The sequence below is a fragment of the Borreliella japonica genome, from assembly GCF_030438115.2.
Taxonomy (GTDB): Bacteria; Spirochaetota; Spirochaetia; order Borreliales; family Borreliaceae; genus Borreliella; species Borreliella japonica.
The window spans coordinates 472,050-490,308 of the sequence record NZ_CP124062.1 but is presented as its reverse complement, the minus strand read 5'-3'; the positions used below and the strand labels follow the sequence as shown (position 1 = coordinate 490,308).

The window sequence follows — 18,259 nt, the reverse complement described above, 5'->3', positions numbered from 1 at the left end:
ATTCTCTATTTCAATTGACAATCTATTAAGCATAACAATATAACATTAAAAACTTTATCAAATATAATTTATTTATATAATCAATTATAATGTAAAAAATAAAAGCAAAATAAAAATACCACCCTTAAGAATAGTTTTCTGTATAAAAACTCTCCTAAAAATACAAAAAATTGAAACAAAAATACAAAAATTGCTCTTATTTCAGATAAGTATTAAATTGTAAATTTAATATTTATCTCTTTAAAGAAATGGATTATAAAAATTAACAATAATAATGCTCACATTCATCATCTCTTTTATAGTTTAAAATTTCATTATCTTTAAACCAAATCGGTATTTCACGAATCGCATCTACCTCATTTGCAGATGCATGAATCACGTTATAAACTGAAAAACCTTTTTCATTTGAATACCTAAAACTATGATAAGCAAAATCTCCTCGTATTGTTCCGGGAATGGCTAATTTTGGTTCAGTAGCACCACAAAGTTTCCTAACAACCTCAATGCTTTCAACCCCTTCAACAACAAATGCAAAAACAGGAGATTTAGAAATAAATTTAATTAAAGATCTCCAAACCTCTTCACTATGCCTAAAAGCAATATCATCATACAAATAATGTTTTTTTGCTATGCTCTCATCAACAACAAGCATTTTAGCAGCTACTATTTTTAAACCTACCCTTTCAAATCTAGCAACTACATCGCCAATTAAACCCCTTCTAACCCCATCTGGCTTAATAATACATAAAGTTTTTTGCAATAACATTGACATAAAATCCTCCTAAAATTTAGGACATGTATTTAAAAAAAATAATTAAATAAATTAAAATACCTAACTTAATAACAAAATTACATCTGATTGATTAAATTTATAAAGAATACCACAAATTATAAAGCACTTAGCATTATATTGAAAAATCAAAATATAACTTTTACAAAACCAACAATTACATTCCAAAAGGAAGAGTACCCATGGTTTTTAATTTTATCTCTTCTTTAACCTTAGAAACAGCATCATTTAAAGCAGATTTAACCATTTGCTCAAAAGCATCATTGTCTAAATCATTAAAAAATTCCTTATTGATTGAAACTTTTTTAACATTAAATTCGCCATCCATCTCAATAACAACAATATTGCTACCTGCCTTACCACAAACCGTAATTTTGGACATTTCCTTTTTAATATTGTCAATATTACTCTTAACACTAGACATATTTTTTAAAAAATCTAACGGATTTACTGCCATATTTTTATCCCCCTAGAACCTCACTTGCTCCAAAAATATTTTTCACAGCTTCTAATTTTTCAAAATCCTTTTCAAGGCTTTTGAAATTTTTCTGAAACACAATGCTTAAATTGGGAAATTCTTTATAAAATTCAGACCTTATCTCACCTTTATAACTTTGAAGCTCATTGTACTCGAATTCACTAAACACCTTATAATAAAGAACATTATCATCAATAATAACTTCTCCTGAATGAACTAAAGTTTGAATATATCTTGAAACAATATAAATAAATTTATCTCTTATATCAATAAAATCATTTTCTTTGCTTGAATCGTCATCCTCAATAAAAATCTCATCAATATCATCAATATCATTGGTCTTTAAAAGATTTCTATTAACTTCTGTTAACAAATTCTCATCACAATCGGTTTCCTTTTTTTCTAAAGATTTAATTTCGGGTAATTCATACTCTAAGTTAGACCTTACTGAAATAAAAGCTAAATCATCCTTACTGCTCTTTTTATTCGTTAAAACATCAAAATTGTTTAAATCTAAAACCGTATTTTCTAACAAATTGTCCTCAAGATTTTGAATTTGTTTTATTAAAACATGATTTGGAATATAGTTTTTAAGTCTTAAAATTTTAATAAAATTAATCTCAAGCTCATATCTTGGATTAACTGAAAATTGCAAATCTCTGTAAGTTTCAAGCAAAACAACAATAATTCTTTCAAGATAGTTCAAATCAAACTCAATTAGTTTCTTTCTCAAATCTTCAGATTTAATTCCAATAAACTCAAAATTTTTAATACCTATCTTTAAAAATAATGCCTCTCTAAAAAATTCGATTGAATCTGACAAAAATTGCTCATAAGACACTCCAGACAAAAAAATAGAATCAAGAACACAAATTAACCCCTTCACATCTTCACTAAGAATGCTAACTGATAGCTTTTCTAAAAATTCATCATTGGTTAAACCCATCTTAGATCTTATTTGATCTAATTTAATGTCAGAATTAGTAAAAGAAACTATCTGATCAAAAAGAGTATAAGCATCTCTTACGCTACCACTACTTTTATATGCAATCCATTTTAAAGCTTCATTTTCATATTTAATATGATCTTCAAAACAAACCTTCTTAAGCATATTATAAATCTTTTCTAACGATAAAAGTTTAAAACTAAAATGCTGACATCTGCTTTTTATTGTCTCTGGAAGCTTGTGTGACTCTGTAGTGGCAAAAATAAAAACAATATAATTTGGAGGCTCTTCAATTGTCTTTAAAAGAGCATTAAAAGCAGAATTAGAAAGCATATGAACTTCATCAATAATATATATTCTATACTTGGAAATTGCAGGAGGAAACATTATCTCTTCTTTGATTTGTCTAATATCCTGAACCGAAGTATTTGAAGCACCATCAATTTCAATAACATCAAGACTGCTGTCATTCTCAATAGATTTACAATTGCTACACTTTCCACAAGGCATAACTGTTGGACCATTCTTACAATTTAAGCATCTAGCAAAAGCCCTGGCTGATGAAGTCTTGCCGACACCTCTTGGTCCTGAAAAGATATAAGCATTTGCTATTTTATTTTTTTCTATAGAATGCTTTAGAGTTTCAACAACAAAATCTTGCCCTTCAAGAGAGCTGAAATCCCTGGGTCGTTTCTTAAGAGCAGTGCCTCTTGAAGACGCCATTAACTTTTACCTCCTAATGTTTTAATATGCCTTAATAGGCAAAATGTTATAAATATATACTATACAATATATTTATATCTTAGAACTATTACTTTAGAAAAAGTATCAAAGAATTTTAAAAACATAAAAAATATCTAACAAAAAAAGCTTTTCAATAAAATATAACAAGGTTGCAAGTTTTAAAAAGATAAACTCATATCTTAACATAAAACAAAGTATTGCATTTTTGACTAAAAATCAAACCTAAGACTTACGTACTCACCAAAAAAATTACTTACCGCTGCTACCTTCCAGTCCTGACGGGATTTAGCAACATTTGATAGTACGGGTCCTAGGAATCGGAGAGAATGGGATTCGAACCCATGATACATTTTACCGTATACACGCTTTCCAAGCGTGCGCCTTAAGCCACTCGGCCATCTCTCCAGACTAACAAACTTTTCCGTGTCCAAGAGGACTTGAACCTCCGACCTTAAGAATCGCAATCTAACGCTCTATCCAACTGAGCTATGGACACAAACAATTAATTTTTATTGTAATAAAAATTACTATTTATTACAATAAAAACATTCAACAGAAAATGGAGAAGCTGTGAAGACTGAAATAATCATTTTCCTTTTAATATTATCTACTTTATCATGCTCTAAATCGGTCTTGAATGAAGTTAATTATGAATTCATAATTAAAACTAAAAATATTAAAGAAAAAGAAATATTAAAAAATAATAACATTTTACACATAGACGCAAAAATTCCTTTTATGGAAAATGCAAACTTTGAATTTGAAAATTTTATAAAAAAATGGAAAAAAGATGTAGAAAATAAAATATCAAAAACTGGAAATTCAAGAAATGAATATTTTTATTTTTCTAACTTTACAATATTTAAAAATGAAAATATTGATATTACATCTATTTTATATAAAGAATCTTTCAAAGAAAAAGAATCAAACACCCTCTTAAAATATTCCTCTTTAAACTTAAAAGGCAACAAAAAAATAGAAATTTCAGAAATAATATCAAAAGATCAGCTGGATTCTCTAATAAACGTATTAAAAGAACAGGTAAAAAGTAAAATTAAAGATCTTAATATTAAAGATAAACACAATCTAAGCGAATTAGAAAAAGAATTCACAACAATCTTTCCAAGATATAAATATTACTTTAAAAATAATCAAATTATAATTTTTTATAATCCATTATTAACTGATTGCAATGAATGCGATAAAATCGAGTTTCAATTTCCCATACATGAAAACACGGAAAATGAGTATGAGCTCAATAAAACCCCACACTCTTAACGCTTAAAATAAAACACAATAATTACGGAGAGGGTGAGATTCGAACTCACGGTAGACTTACACCTACAACGGTTTTCAAGACCGTAGCATTAAACCACTCTGCCACCTCTCCAGAGTTAAAACAAATTTTAATAAATAAAGCACACACTGTCAAGATTTAAATAATTACGGAGAGAATGGGATTCGAACCCATGGTCCCCTTTTAAAAGGACAACTTCTTAGCAGGAAGCCCCATTCGGCCACTCTGGCATCTCTCCTACAATATTAATACATATTATCTTAGAGATATTATTATTGTCAACTAAATAAATTACAAATATTAGTAATTCGTTCTAAACTCTTTGTAAGCATCTATTAAATTTTGAAAATCTCCAATAGAGATGTCAGTTTCAGAACAAATAAATTCCTCGTGCAAGATCTCTTGAACCATTTTCTCCTCATTATTGCTAAATTTTAATTCAATGCACTCATCCTTAATTCTCCAAATATATGTATTTACTCTTATATTATGATCAAAAATAAAAACGGGATCTCTCAAATTTAAAGAATTGTCAATAAAAAATAAATACTCCAAATACCAATTTACTCTTAAAGATACTGCAAATTCTTCAAGCAAATTTTCAATCAACATATCCTCGCTAGACTCAAATAATTTTAAAAATTTTGAATAAGGCCCTGGATTAAGCTCACAAAGTTTTTTCATATAAAAATAGGCATCTTCAAGATCACGATTTCTAAGAAAAAATAAAGTTGCATACAAATATATCAAATCTAGATTAGAATAATCATTAACCATTCTTTCAATAGACTTTTTAGGAGAAAATTTTAAAAGCTCAATTGTTGCAATATGCATATTATAAATTGTATAAATATTTGAAAAATTCAAAATGGCTTTAACATAAGATGCTGTGGCTTGAGTCATGTTCCCTATTTTATGAAAAATGGTTGCCCTATTATGCCAAATATACTTAGAATAATGGGAATCTGTTAAAAATTTTTCAGAAAGTCTAATTGCCCTGCTTATTTCCCCAATAGAATAGAAATAATACATTAAATAATTAACAACAAAAGCAAGATTGGCATCAGAAAAAATTTCGTCTATTTTCAAAAAGCTTGGTGTCTCATGAGATTCGCTATTTTTTAAAACCCAAATGTTAAGATTAACAAAAGAATTGTTTTGATCCAAACTTCTAGCTTTAAAAAACAATTTTAAAGCCTCGTCCTTATTGCCCAACATTTCAAATAAAACAGCACTATTGTTTAAAGCTTGTATAAAACCAGATTTTTGCTCTTTAGCCTTTAAAAAACAACTTAATGCAAGTTCATATTCTCTTAAATTGAAATAAAAAACACCTAAATTATAATTCTCAAAAGGGCCTAAATCATCTCTATTCTTTTCAACTTTACCATAATCTATAAGCTTAACTAAAAAATTGTATTCGCTCAAAACAACAGAATAAGTATTTAACACATATAAAAGAGCCTTATAATCCTTTTTCTTAAAATAAATAAGCGCTTTAAGTGAAAGAGAATCAAAATTCTCATCAAAAACATCTAAATTGTCAAGAGAACTTTTAAAGTCACCATTTTTATAAAAATTCAAAGCTTTCTCAAAACTAAAGTTATTCATATTTTTTAAAAATCTCCATAGGCCTTACAGAAATTTCCTTCGAGAAAGAAGTCTTATTAACACTTTTATCTAAATTATAAGCAGCAATACTAATATAATAAAGTCTTCCATCTTCAAGTCCTGTAATCTTAAAAGAAGTTTGATTTCCAACATCAATAGGAGAAGCTAAAACACTGCCGGTTTTTCCATGATAATTACCAGAGGCAACGCCAATATAAATATAATACCCTTCAACACTACTATTAACAACAGGAATCCATTCAATAAAAACTTCTCTGGAGCCTGGAATAACTTTTGTTATTACGGGGGGAAATGGGGCTGCTTCAGGAACATAGGTAATCGACATACTATAAAGAGAAGGACTGCTTACAGAATCTCCACTGGGATAAAATTCAACTTTTATTTGAATATATTTTGCTATCTTTGAATCTGGAAAATCTTTTTTAGGATCAAAATGAATCCACGCCCCAGTTAAATTTTTCTTAATATTCCCATAGCTATCTGTATTATAAAATACTTTGTTATCTAATCTGTAATAATAAACAATCTCTGTATCCTTGGGGACATTAGAATCAACATCAAAAGACAATACTTGAGAATAATATTTAGAAAGCTTAATAGGCTCTGTAATAATGTATCCCATATTCTTTGAAAAAAAAGCATTACTAATCTCTTCAAAGCTTTTATGTATTTCCAAATTCTCAACCGCACCAGTAAAATAGGTTCCTAAGGTAAAATCAATAAAATTTCCAATACTTAATAAATATCCTGACCCTTCCTTTTTATTATCTGTTATATATTCTATTGCTTGAGGTTTAGAATCTATCAAATATTCAAGTATGCCATCCCTTTGTCTATATCTTAAAGTATGCAAATGCCATTTCTTTGGAATAAAATCATCATTGCTTTTCATTCTAATTTTAATAGGTTCTTTATTATCTTTTAAAAATACATTGTTTAAAACCCAAACAAAATTTCCCTCATCGCTTTCTAATCTAATCGACTGATCTACCCACAAATTATTAATATTTTTATAACCATCCCAACTAAAAATAATTTCTCCTGTAACAGAAGTTGTTCGATATACCCAAAACTTAATAGTAAAATCAGAAACAGTATTGCCTGAAAAAAAGAAAGCTTTCTTTGTTAATGGCTTAAACTTGACAGGATTTTGATTTGAATAAAAAATTAAAGAGCCGTTGGAAACATTACGAAATTCATTTGAAACTCTCAAGCTTTTTGCACTAACTAAATAATTTGAAGATGTGTCTTTTAATTTATTATCTCTTCCTATTTCTAAGCGTAAATCAATATTTTTCAAATCCAAAACAGCTTTATATCTATCCAAATAAATACCAAGCAAACCTCTCATATCTCTTTCAAAAGTAATATTGCTAGAATCTTGAATAAATTTAAAATTTTTTTTTGAATCAAGTATTAACTTCAATTCTTGAGATAAAAGAATAAAAAAGCATAAAAAAAATAGCAAGAACATTAAAATTAATCTCATTTTTGACCTTTTATTTGTTATTATTCACATTTTTAAATATCTCATAACATAAAACAAATCATCTTATGATACAATGATTATATCATAAGATGATTTCTAAAATCTAAAAACTATCTGACATTATGAAAGACAACCTAATAAGTTTATTTGAAAAAGCAATAAAACTGCCAACTACAAGTGGCTGCTATAAAATGCTAAATGAAAATAAAAAAATACTCTATATTGGAAAAGCAAAAAATCTAAGATCAAGAATAAAAAGTTATTTTTTAGAAAAAAAAAGCCACAAAATAAAAATATTAATGGAAAATGTAAAATCAATAGAAGTTATCACAACAAACAGTGAATACGAAGCATTGCTTCTAGAATGCAATCTAATAAAAACTCATAAGCCTGACTACAATGTAAAATTAAAAGACGGGAAAGGTTATCCCATGGTAAGGATAACTCGTGAAAAATATCCAAGAATTTTCAAAACCAGGAAAATAATTAACGACCAAAGTGAATATTTTGGACCATTTACCAATGTAAAAAAATTGGACCAAGTATTAGATTTTATTAACAAAACATTTAAACTTAGAAAGTGCAAAAAAAAATCTAAAACTCCTTGTCTATATTGCCATATGGGACAATGCCTTGGAGCATGCTACAAGGAAAATCTCGAAAAAGAATATCAAAAAGAACTAGATAAAGCAAAATCTATACTAAAAGGAAATACATCCGAAATATTAAACCAAATTGACATTAAATTAAAACTTGCCATACAAAAAGAAGATTTTGAAACTGCTATTAAATTAAAAGAAATTAAAAATTCTTTAACAGAGATTAATCAAATCCAAATCGTTACAAAAACCAACAATTTAAACACAGATTATGTGCATGTTCATCCAGGAGAAAATGTAAATACAATAATAGTATTAAAATATAGAAATGGAAAATTAGTTGAAAGAGATGCAAACTTTGATGAGAGCATATGCAAAAAAAATGAGCTGATTTTACAATTTTTGACTCAATATTACACAGCTATTAATATGATAGTGCCCGACAAAATCAATATTTTTCTTAAAGATGTAGACACTAAAAATGTTGAAAAACTAATAAATGACGTTAAAAATACAAAAACAAAAATTATTTACAAAGAAACAGAAGAAATTTTAAAAATAATGGAAATGGCTATATCTAATGCTGAATTATCATTAAGAGAATATGAAAATAAAAACAATAAAGCACTGGAGAGTTTAAAAATTTTTCTAGAAATGGATAAACTTCCCAAAATAATTGAAGGATTTGACATTGCTCATCTTAAAGGGCAAGAAACAGTAGCTTCCATGGTTACTTTTAAAATGGGAATGCCCTTTAAAGAAAACTACAAGCTTTACAAGTTAAACTCACTATTAAAAGGAGAAATTGATGACTTTAAGGCAATAAAAGAAGTAATCTCAAGAAGATATTCAGAAATAATCAATAAAAACTTAGAGCTTCCAAATTTAATCTTAATTGACGGGGGAAAAGGACAATTAAATGCTGCTTTTTCTAGCTTAAAAGACTTAAAAATAGAAAACAAGGTTAAAATCTGTTCATTGGCAAAAAAACACGAAACAATATTCTTAACAACAAAAAACAAAGGGATAAATCTACCCCAAGGACATCTTGCTCTTAGGATACTGCAAAACGTAAGAGATGAAGCGCACAGAAAAGCTAACAGATTTAACAGAAAAAGAAGAGAAAAAATAACACTATTGTACACAAAAATAAATGGAGTTGGAGAAAAAACAGCTCAAAAAATATTAAAATCAATAGGAACCTATAAGGATATATTGCCTTTAAGTGAAAATGAAATTTCAGAAAAAATAAAAGTAAATATTAAACTTGCAAAAAGAATAAAAGAATTTGCAATAAAAGAAAACTCAATAAAAAATTATAATCACAATAAATTTTAAATTCAATCAAAATTTTATATAACCAGTAAATTACCAATAAAATTACAAAATTTCAAACTAGATTATTATTTATTAATGCTTTTTAAAATCAAAATACTATTTTAAATTCCAGGCGATAAAACTAAAAAAAGATTATTAATAAGCTTGTTTCTAACTTGCATATTCAAAACATCTCCTAAAAGCTCTATTTTGTATCTTCCAGAAAAACTCTTAACTACTCTAAAAAAATGAACAATCTCGGTGTAGTCAAAATCATCCAGCTCGCCAATAACTTCATTTATTAAATTATCAAATATCCTTTTACGATCTTTCTTTTCTAAATTTTTAATCTTTGAAGGTCTTCCTTCAATTTTATTTAATTTATCCAAAAATTTTTCTATCCCATTTTGAAAGTTTATATTTTTAATAATAACTTCAAATTCAAAGCCTTTAGGAATATTTTTTTTACCTATTATTTCATATCTTAGATTATTAAAAAATAAAGGATAAAAAATAAAATCATCTTTTGCCTGAGACTTTAACCCACAAATTTTTGCTCTCAGGTCATCATCACTTGGAATATTTAAATAATCAAAAAATATTTCGGGATTGCTTTGCAAGTTTTTAATAGAATCAAAAAACCCTATTAAAACAATTTCTGCCAATCTAGATTCAGATCTACAAGATAAAAAACAAAACAATAAAATCCAACTTAATTTTTGCTTCATATACTAAAAATTAAATTTTGACTCTGCAAAAGTATGCTTAAAAAAATTATTATTAAGCTTTAAGATTGAAAATATTAACAAATATGACAAATTTTGATGAATACTTTTAGAATAAATTCTCAAATATAAATCAAAATTATATAAAATTTTCAAAACAATTTTTATTTCTGCAATTGAATAATTTTTAACCCCTACTCTATAAATTTTATTTAATGAAAAAAAGATTTTATTTTTATTCAATGCACTCTGTAAGCTTCCATATGTATTATAATCTATTTGCACCTTCAATAATCTTTTAAATTGCCAAATAAGACTCATTAAAACATTAAGCAAATCTTCCCCCTGATCCAAAATAGATTTAATCTTTATCAAAGAATGTGCCATATCTTTTCTTAAAATTGAATTAAATAAAGAGAAAGTGTTTTCAAAACGAACAAAACTAATCCAAGAAGTTATATCTTCCTCATCGATAGTGTTGTTCTTGGCAAAAAGCGCAAAAGAATTTATGTAAAATTTCAAAATTTTAGTATCTGAATTTAGCATCAAAAGCATTAAATTTACTGCAGAATCTGTAATCTTAACATTAAGATTAAAAAAATTTCTTTTTACAAATGTAAATTTGTCATCATCGGAAATCTCATAAAAAACTTTTTTTATAAATTTAAGTTTGTTCTTAAAATCAATGTTACATGAATTGCTATTAGAAACAAAAATAACAGTTTTATTATTAGACTTCAAAATTGCATTACATACTAGTTCTAAATCTTTTCCTGCTTTTAAAAGTTCAGACTCATAAACAATGAAAATTTCTTTTTCTGAAAAAAAAGAATTGGAAAATAGTTTCTCAACAAATTCAACAACTGAGAGTTCTGACAAAAAAATTTTAGTAACCGAAACTTCCGATTTAAAAGCATCTAACTTAATTAACAGCTCTTTTAAATAAGCTTCTTTTAAACCTTGTTCACTGCCCAACAATAAATAAACCACTTGCATCAAAATAAATTATAATCCAAGTGCCAAATATATTATACTTAAGCTAGGAGGAGAATATGAAAGTTGCAATATTTACAGATACCTATATCCCAGAAAAAAATGGGGTAGCAACGTCAATAAAGCAAATTAAAGAAGGATTTGAAAAAAATGGCTATGAAGTTTACATATTTTGTCCAAAATCCAAAAAATCTGCAAACGAAAAAAACGTTTATAGATGCTCATCTATCCAAATAAATAAAAAACTTGACGCCGTAATAGCTTTTCCCAATAAAAGAAAAATAGCTAAAATAATACAAAGCTATAAACCAGACATCATTCATACTCACTCTGAGTTTTCTATGGGAAAAATTGGAAAACAAATTGCATTAAAACAAAATATACCAATAGTTCACACAAGCCACACAATGTGGGATTATTATTTACACTACTTAGGAATTTTTAAATATTTTATTAAACCTGATAAAATGATACGAAAACACTATAATAAAATAAAATATTTTATTTATCCATCAAGTAAAGCAAAAGAAAGATATTTTCAACTTTCAAATAATTCTAACTATAAAATAATTCCAAATGGAGTTGATAGAAAGCTTTTCATAAAAACTCTAAGTAAAGAAAAAAAAGATGAAATTTTGAAAAAGCACAATATAAAGCAAACAGACAAAATAATCATATTTGTTGGAAGAATAAATAAAGAAAAAAACATTAATTCATTAGTGATACATTTAAAAGACCTTTTAATACAAAACAGAAATTATAAGCTTATCATTATTGGCAAAGGAAGCGAAGAAAAGGAAATAAAAAATTTTAGCATTAAACATGGACTTGAAAAACAAATATTGCTAATAGGAACAATTCCATGGGAAGAAATATGTTATTACTATAAAATCTCTGATATCTTTGCCAGTCTATCAAGAAGCGAGGTATATCCAATGACGGTAATAGAAGCATTGACTGTTGGGATACCTGCCATTTTAATAAATGATTATATATATAAAGACGTAATAAAAGAAGGAATAAACGGATTCTTAATAAAAAAATGTGAAAACTTATCTCATTACATAGATAAAGTAATAAAAGATGATAAAATACTAAAAACATTTAAACAAAATGCAAAAAAATATTCTACTAAATTTTCAAGTCATTTTTTTACAAAAAAAATTGAAAATTATTACTCAGAAATTATTGCAAAAAAAAATCATTAATATAGCTTATCAAAAGGTATGAAGCAAATTGGAAACTTAATTTTCATATCAAATAAAACATTCTTAATGGACTCACCAATAAAATATTGAAAATCCCAAAAAACATCTGTATTGATAAAAAATCTAACCTGCACGACTATATAATAAGGAGTGTATTCTTTAACAATAAGAGTAGGAGAACAAATCTCAACATTAAATTTCTTATTATTGAAAATCATCAAATCTTCTATTTTATCTTTTAATAAACCAATATTCGTATCATGGGGAACTTGAAAAGAAAACACAACCCTTCTTCTAGGATTTGCCGAAAAATTAACAACAAAATTGGATGTAAGCTTACTGTTTGGAATCTTAATAATTTCTTCGTCAAATGTTTTAAGTGTAGTAAAAAAAATTTGGACATTCTCAACCAAACCTTCAACATCACCACATTTAATGTGATCTCCACACTTAAAAAATTTAGAATTTAAAACAATAAATCCGCTAACAAAATTAGACAAAATACCCTGAGCAGCAAGCCCAATAGCAAGCCCTAATGATCCGAATACAGCAATAATAGATGTTGTAGGCACCCCAAGATATGGCAATATTATTAAAACAATAACAAAATCTGTTAATATTTTGAAAAAAGATTTCAAAAAGTTAAAAACTGTAACCTCTAACTTATCCTCTAATCTAGACTTTTCCAAAGTCTTAAACAAGATTTTACCCATTTTTTTAACTATCAACTTTAAAAAATACCACAACACTATAGCAATCGAAACTTTCAAACTGTAACCCACCACACTCTCAAAAATATGATTAAAATAATCTTGAAATATAAAAAATTCCTTAAACAAACTAAACTTTCCCTCTAGACTTCACATAAATTAACTGAATTATAGCACAAAAAACAAACAAACCTTTCAATAGAAAAACTCTAGTAAAAACAATAAGTCAATCGATTAAAACATAATAAAGCATGTTTTTAATCAACACCAATCAATAATAAAAAATACATTACAACAATATTTGTGGTAAAATTAGTATACCAAAGGTTTTTACTAATTTTGACAAAACAAATATATAAAAAGAAACAAAAAAAGTTATATGAGATTCTGGAATTGTTTTTACTTGTCTTTAAAACAGCAACATTTACAATTGGCGGAGGATTAGTAATTATATCTGAGCTTAAAAAAATACTTGTTAAAAAAAGAAAGATAATATCCGAAGACGATTTCAACAAAATACTTGCAACATCAAATGTTATTCCTGGAGTTACAGCAATTAATTTTGTGTTCCTAGTAGGAAAAAAATTTGGGGGTTTTTCATGCGCACTTTTACTTGTTGTTGCCGGAATTTTACCTTCCATTATTGCAATAGTAATGGTTTTCTTTTACCTAGAATTAGTGTCGGATAATATACATGTTGAAAAATTTCTAGAAGGTGCAAAAATCTCTTCAATTATCATAATGTTAACAGTTGTTTTAAAATTTTCAAAAAAAATGTTGAACAATTCCATAATGAAATGGACAATATGTTTTCTTGTAATCTTTGCAATTTCTAAATTAAAAATAAAAATATCATATATACTACTAATTTTCTTTTTAATATATACGCTAAAATATATAACAATAAAAAAAATATTAACTAAACAAAAAAAGGATATCGATTGATTCTAATAAATTTATTCATTACATTTTTAAAAATCGGATTATTAAATTTCGGAGGGGGCAATGGAATTGCAGCAATAATAAACAATGAATTAATTAATAATAAACAATGGATAACAAAAGAAGAATTCATTAATATGATTACAATATCAAGAATAACCCCTGGACCTATTGCCACAAATATAGCAACATACGTTGGAATGAAAATTGCAGGAATTGCAGGAGCAATAATTGCTACATTAGCACTAATAACAGCTCCAATATTAATAATGATTATAATTCTTTCAATGCTACACAAAATAAGCTTTTTAAATTATTGTTTGGAAAATCTAAAACCTATTATTGTTGCACTGTGGATAATTACAATAATAATTTTGCTTGAAAACACATATTTAAAAATAGAGAACAACAAAACAGAGCTTTTAAGAACCTTGACTGTTGTAGGAATTAATTTTTTTATTTTATTTTTTTATAACAAAATAAGTCCAGCATTAGTAATTATGCTTAGCGGATTTTTGTATACATTAATATAAATATGATTAAACAAAAATTAAAGTTATCCCAAAATTTAAATTCAATTCAAATACAATCAATAAAGATATTAAGCCTTAATAAAAAAGAATTAACAAAACTTATACTAGAAGAAAGCGAAAATAACGAATGCCTAGAAATAGACTCAAATAAAATATTTTTTGAAACATTGAAAACATATAAGTTTAAAAAAATATTTTACAAAGAAGATGATATAATAAAAAGTCAATACGACATAGCTCTTGAAAAAACAAAAACGAATACTTCTTTAAAAGAGCACCTTTTGCTACAATTAAGGATTCAAAGAATAAATGAAGATGAACTTAAAATAGGTGAAATATTAATAAACAATCTAAACAACAAAGGTTTTCATATAATAAACCCTTACGATCTTTTTAAAAAGGAAGAGAAGGAAAAAGTAAAAAAAATAATTGAACTTATTCAAAAATTTGATCCAATTGGAATTTGTGTCCCCAATATAATAGAATCGTTAATTTTGCAAGCAAAGCATCATAAATTAGAAACTAATATTATCAAGATTCTTGAAAAAGCCGAACTTATTGAAAAAACTCAAGAAAAGTTAAAAAAAGAGCTCAAAATAAGAAGTAAAGAATTTAACACGGCCTTAGAAATTATCAGACAAAAACTCAACCCCAACCCAACGCTCGAATTTAAAGATCCAAACGATACTAATTTCTATGTTGATCCAGATATATTAATAATAAACCACAATAACAAATTTGAAATTAAAATCAAAGAAGTTAACATCTTTAAGAAAGAACTTAAAAGGACAACAGAAAATCCTCAAAAACAAAAAAAAGCAAAATGGTTGATTGAATCATTACGATATAGAGACGAAATACTTGCAAAAATAGGAATAGCCATATATACATTGCAAAAAGAATTTCTAAGAAGAGGCTTTAAAAGCTTAAGGCCAATGAACTTGAGCATTTTGTCAGAAAAAATCAGTGTATCAAAATCAACAATATCAAGAGCAATAAAAAATAAATATTTAAAATGCGAATGGGGTACAATATTGATCAAAGAGCTATTTAGCTCTGTCGGTGGAGCAAAAACAAATGAATTTTCAAAATTAAGCATTAAAATAACAGTAAATAAGTTGTTAGAAGTAAATAAAAAGATGTCAGATAAAGCAATTTCTGCTATACTGAAATCCAAAGGAATCTCTATTTCTAGAAGAACAGTAAACAAGTATAGAAATGAATTAAAATCTGAGAAAGGAAAAATATATTATGGAACCTAAAATTCAATCTGTTAATTATAACTTAGATGAAAGTGAAAAAAAATTTATTTTTAAAAAGCTAGAAAAATTTGATAATCATATCAAGAAACATGTAGAAAATTTAAAAATTACAATCAAAAAAGAACGTGAGCTTTTTGAATTAGACGCACATCTTCACTTTAATTGGGGTAAAATAATACATATAAGAGAAGATGGAAAAACACTTCTCAACCTTATTGATAGTGCAATGGAAAAACTTTACAAATCGGCAACTAAAGAAAAAGAGAAAAAAAACAATAAATAAGATATAAGCAAAAAATGCAAGAAGTAAAAATCAAGATAATAAATAAAGATAAAATACATTCAAGCTCAGCAAACATCATTGCTAAATTTGCAAATAAATACTTTTCGTGCAATATAAAAATAACAGTCAATGGTGAAAAAGAAAAACTAGCAATTAAAATTTTGTTAAATTTACTAAAATATAATTTTTCAAAAGAGCTTGAAAAATGAATAAAAAAAATTTTTACATAACAATATTACTACACTTACCTAATATTTTATTTTCATACTCAACAAAATATGATATTGAGGCAAAAATGTCATATTTTGTCATGAGTCTGGCAATCATTGTAATCTCATCTATTTCACTAGGAAATCTAGTAGCAAAAATAGGTATTCCAAAAGTAATAGGACAAATAACGGCAGGAATAATTCTAAGTCCGAATGCCTTTGGAAAAATTAAAATACCTTTATTATTTCCATTAGGGATAACTCAAATTGGAGAAAACTATTTAATAGATGAAAAAATATTTGCAATCTCTACCATAGCTTCAATAATATTACTTTTCACAGCAGGACTTGAAACTGACTTAAAATTATTTATCAAATTTTTGCCACGCGGAGGAATTATTGGAATAATAGAAGTTGTTGGCACCTTCACAGGTTTTGTACTAATGGCCAGCATAATTTTTAATGTTCCTCTAATAAGTCCAACCTCCCTTTTTATTGGAATAATTGGAACCCCAACATCAGCAGGTATTGCAGCAAGTATACTCTCAGCAAAGAAAAAAATGAGTACCTCAGAAGGGGTGACAATAATCTCAACTTCAATTATTGATGACGTGCTTTCAATGCTTATGCTTACAAGCGTAATAACTATATCAAGATCTATATCGGATCTTGATATAGCAAGCTCGATCAAAAGTATAATTCAAAACATAGTAATTTGGCTATGCTTAACTTTCTCTTTAATATATGTATCAGAAACGCTCTCAAAGCTGCTGAAAAAATTAAACAGTGTCACCTTAGCAACCGTAATAACACTCTCTTTGGCCCTTACTATCGCAAGCATTTTCCAAAATCTAGAAATGTCTTTTGTTGTTGGAGCTTATGTATTTGGGCTTGCTATGTCAAAAACAGACATAGCATATGTAATTCAAGACAAACTAACAATCTTTGAAAGATTTTTTATCCCAATCTTTTTTACATCGATTGGACTTATGTCAGATATCAATGAAATACTCTCAAAAGAAGTTCTTATTTTAGGATTAGCAATTAGCGCAATAGCAATAATTACTAAAAGTACATTTTGCTTTATTCCAGCGCTCTTTTTAGGATTTAATAAACTTGGAGCCTTAAAAATTGCAACCGGAATGGTCCCAAGAGGAGAAGTTTCACTTATTATGGCAAATGTAGCATTATCTTCAGGATTTATTAGTCAAAAAATATTTGGAATTATAATAATAATGGTATTTTTGCCAACAATCATTGCAACACCCATAATAAACTTCTTGTTCAAAATAAATAAAAGCGGACTTAAAAAAGAACTCCCAATAGATCAAAATACACACATATGCGTATCATTTGAATATGATAATTTAGCCAAAATTCTTATATGGGACTTAAAAAATGAGTTAAGAAAAGAAGGATTTTTCACACAACAAATTAAAAATGATTCCTCACAATATATTAATGCAAGAAAAAACAATATATCCTTCTCAATAAAACGAGAAGGTAGTAAAATCACATTCGAATGCCCAAATAATCACTTAATAATAATACAAGATCTTTTTAGAGAAACAATCTTAAACCTAGAAAAAATAACCAAAGAAGTTGAAACAGTCTCTTTAAGAGCAAAAAAACTAGATTACTCAATAAATTATGATAAAATTCTTAGTAAGATCAACCTAAATAAAAGAATAAAAAAGGAAAACATTATTCTAGAATTAAAATCCAGCAATAAACCTGATGTGCTAAGAGAACTTCTAAGCGTAATAAACATTGAAATTGACAAAGAAAGAATATTTCAAGATTTAATGGAAAGAGAAAAATTAATTACTACTGCGCTAAAAGAAGGCTTTGCTATTCCTCATTTAAAAACAAATTTAATCTCAAAAATACACATTGCAATAGGAATAAGCCATGAAGGGATTGACTTTAATGCTCTTGACAAGAATTTAAGCCATGTTTTTATATTAATATTGTGCCCAGCAAAAGATTATGTTAGCTACCCTAGAATTTTAGCATCTGTTGTAGGCAAAGTTGATCTATATAAAAAAGAAATTTTAAATGCAAAAACGGATAAAGAAATTTATAATATAATAGTGAGCTGA

Annotated in this window: 17 protein-coding genes, 4 tRNA genes and 1 other RNA gene; 9 read left to right on the top strand and 13 right to left on the bottom strand. The window is 26.8% G+C overall.

What is annotated here, in order from left to right:
- Positions 1-262 precede the first annotated feature (262 nt).
- The 6 genes from QIA21_RS02935 to QIA21_RS02910 all read right to left on the bottom strand — a co-directional run bounded on the left by QIA21_RS02935 (position 263) and on the right by QIA21_RS02910 (position 3,454).
- Entirely contained in the window at positions 263-772 is a 510-nt protein-coding gene (locus tag QIA21_RS02935; RefSeq protein WP_301393072.1) for a nucleoside-diphosphate kinase, read from the bottom strand.
- A 175-nt stretch (positions 773-947) separates the two neighbouring features.
- On the bottom strand, positions 948-1,247 hold the full coding sequence (locus tag QIA21_RS02930) for a YbaB/EbfC family nucleoid-associated protein (RefSeq protein ID WP_301393071.1): 300 nt from the start codon (positions 1,245-1,247) through the stop codon (positions 948-950).
- A gap of 4 nt (positions 1,248-1,251) precedes the next feature.
- The gene (gene dnaX, locus QIA21_RS02925; RefSeq protein ID WP_301393070.1) at positions 1,252-2,937 is read right to left on the bottom strand and encodes a DNA polymerase III subunit gamma/tau; all 1,686 of its coding nucleotides are present in this window, start codon (positions 2,935-2,937) and stop codon (positions 1,252-1,254) included.
- A 239-nt stretch (positions 2,938-3,176) separates the two neighbouring features.
- Positions 3,177-3,273, bottom strand: an RNA gene (ffs, locus tag QIA21_RS02920) — signal recognition particle sRNA small type.
- Between the two features lie 3 nt (positions 3,274-3,276).
- Positions 3,277-3,363, bottom strand: a tRNA-Ser gene (locus QIA21_RS02915).
- A gap of 17 nt (positions 3,364-3,380) precedes the next feature.
- Positions 3,381-3,454, bottom strand: a tRNA-Arg gene (locus QIA21_RS02910).
- Positions 3,455-3,528: 74 nt separating this feature from the next.
- Here QIA21_RS02910 and QIA21_RS02905 point away from each other — a divergent pair.
- Positions 3,529-4,236 (top strand): hypothetical protein, encoded by a 708-nt coding sequence (locus QIA21_RS02905; protein WP_301393068.1) that lies wholly within the window; start codon positions 3,529-3,531, stop codon positions 4,234-4,236.
- A 25-nt stretch (positions 4,237-4,261) separates the two neighbouring features.
- Here QIA21_RS02905 and QIA21_RS02900 read toward each other — a convergent pair.
- The 4 genes from QIA21_RS02900 to QIA21_RS02885 all read right to left on the bottom strand — a co-directional run bounded on the left by QIA21_RS02900 (position 4,262) and on the right by QIA21_RS02885 (position 7,376).
- A tRNA-Ser gene (locus QIA21_RS02900) sits at positions 4,262-4,348 on the bottom strand.
- A gap of 56 nt (positions 4,349-4,404) precedes the next feature.
- A tRNA-Ser gene (locus QIA21_RS02895) sits at positions 4,405-4,493 on the bottom strand.
- A gap of 62 nt (positions 4,494-4,555) precedes the next feature.
- Complete coding sequence (locus QIA21_RS02890) at positions 4,556-5,866, bottom strand: tetratricopeptide repeat protein (RefSeq protein ID WP_301393067.1); 1,311 nt, start codon at positions 5,864-5,866, stop codon at positions 4,556-4,558.
- Complete coding sequence (locus tag QIA21_RS02885) at positions 5,859-7,376, bottom strand: fibronectin type III domain-containing protein (RefSeq protein ID WP_301393066.1); 1,518 nt, start codon at positions 7,374-7,376, stop codon at positions 5,859-5,861. The genes QIA21_RS02890 and QIA21_RS02885 overlap by 8 nt, the downstream gene beginning before the upstream one ends.
- A gap of 122 nt (positions 7,377-7,498) precedes the next feature.
- On the opposite strand from QIA21_RS02885, the gene uvrC reads away from it, so the two are divergent.
- Positions 7,499-9,313 (top strand): excinuclease ABC subunit UvrC, encoded by a 1,815-nt coding sequence (uvrC, locus tag QIA21_RS02880; protein WP_301393065.1) that lies wholly within the window; start codon positions 7,499-7,501, stop codon positions 9,311-9,313.
- Positions 9,314-9,414: 101 nt separating this feature from the next.
- Here uvrC and QIA21_RS02875 read toward each other — a convergent pair whose 3' ends face one another.
- Positions 9,415-10,020, bottom strand: a complete 606-nt coding sequence (locus QIA21_RS02875; protein ID WP_301393064.1) for a hypothetical protein — start codon at positions 10,018-10,020, stop codon at positions 9,415-9,417.
- Positions 10,021-10,023: 3 nt separating this feature from the next.
- Positions 10,024-11,013, bottom strand: a complete 990-nt coding sequence (gene holA / locus QIA21_RS02870) for a DNA polymerase III subunit delta (RefSeq protein WP_091972199.1) — start codon at positions 11,011-11,013, stop codon at positions 10,024-10,026.
- Between the two features lie 56 nt (positions 11,014-11,069).
- Here holA and QIA21_RS02865 point away from each other — a divergent pair, with 56 nt between their 5' ends.
- Positions 11,070-12,218 carry a glycosyltransferase family 4 protein gene (locus QIA21_RS02865; protein ID WP_301393063.1) on the top strand — a complete coding sequence of 383 codons (1,149 nt, stop codon included), beginning with the start codon at positions 11,070-11,072 and terminating at the stop codon, positions 12,216-12,218.
- Here QIA21_RS02865 and QIA21_RS02860 read toward each other — a convergent pair.
- Entirely contained in the window at positions 12,215-13,057 is an 843-nt protein-coding gene (locus tag QIA21_RS02860; RefSeq protein WP_091972203.1) for a mechanosensitive ion channel family protein, read from the bottom strand. The two genes, QIA21_RS02865 and QIA21_RS02860, sit on opposite strands and share 4 nt — an antisense overlap.
- 210 nt (positions 13,058-13,267) lie before the next feature.
- On the opposite strand from QIA21_RS02860, the gene QIA21_RS02855 reads away from it, so the two are divergent.
- The 6 genes from QIA21_RS02855 to QIA21_RS02830 are packed head-to-tail and all read left to right on the top strand — an operon-like array spanning position 13,268 to position 18,259.
- Entirely contained in the window at positions 13,268-13,873 is a 606-nt protein-coding gene (locus tag QIA21_RS02855) for a chromate transporter (protein WP_301393062.1), read from the top strand.
- The gene (locus QIA21_RS02850) at positions 13,870-14,403 is read left to right on the top strand and encodes a chromate transporter (protein ID WP_301393061.1); all 534 of its coding nucleotides are present in this window, start codon (positions 13,870-13,872) and stop codon (positions 14,401-14,403) included. Before QIA21_RS02855 ends, QIA21_RS02850 begins: the two co-directional genes overlap by 4 nt.
- A gap of 2 nt (positions 14,404-14,405) precedes the next feature.
- A complete protein-coding gene (gene rpoN, locus QIA21_RS02845; RefSeq protein ID WP_301393060.1) occupies positions 14,406-15,665 on the top strand; it encodes an RNA polymerase factor sigma-54 in 1,260 nt (419 codons plus the stop codon).
- Positions 15,655-15,948 carry an HPF/RaiA family ribosome-associated protein gene (locus QIA21_RS02840; protein WP_301393059.1) on the top strand — a complete coding sequence of 98 codons (294 nt, stop codon included), beginning with the start codon at positions 15,655-15,657 and terminating at the stop codon, positions 15,946-15,948. Before rpoN ends, QIA21_RS02840 begins: the two co-directional genes overlap by 11 nt.
- Before the next feature lie 14 nt (positions 15,949-15,962).
- Positions 15,963-16,157 carry an HPr family phosphocarrier protein gene (locus QIA21_RS02835; protein ID WP_301393058.1) on the top strand — a complete coding sequence of 65 codons (195 nt, stop codon included), beginning with the start codon at positions 15,963-15,965 and terminating at the stop codon, positions 16,155-16,157.
- Positions 16,154-18,259: a cation:proton antiporter domain-containing protein gene (locus QIA21_RS02830; protein WP_301393057.1), complete on the top strand. Its 2,106-nt coding sequence runs from the start codon at positions 16,154-16,156 to the stop codon at positions 18,257-18,259. The genes QIA21_RS02835 and QIA21_RS02830 overlap by 4 nt, the downstream gene beginning before the upstream one ends.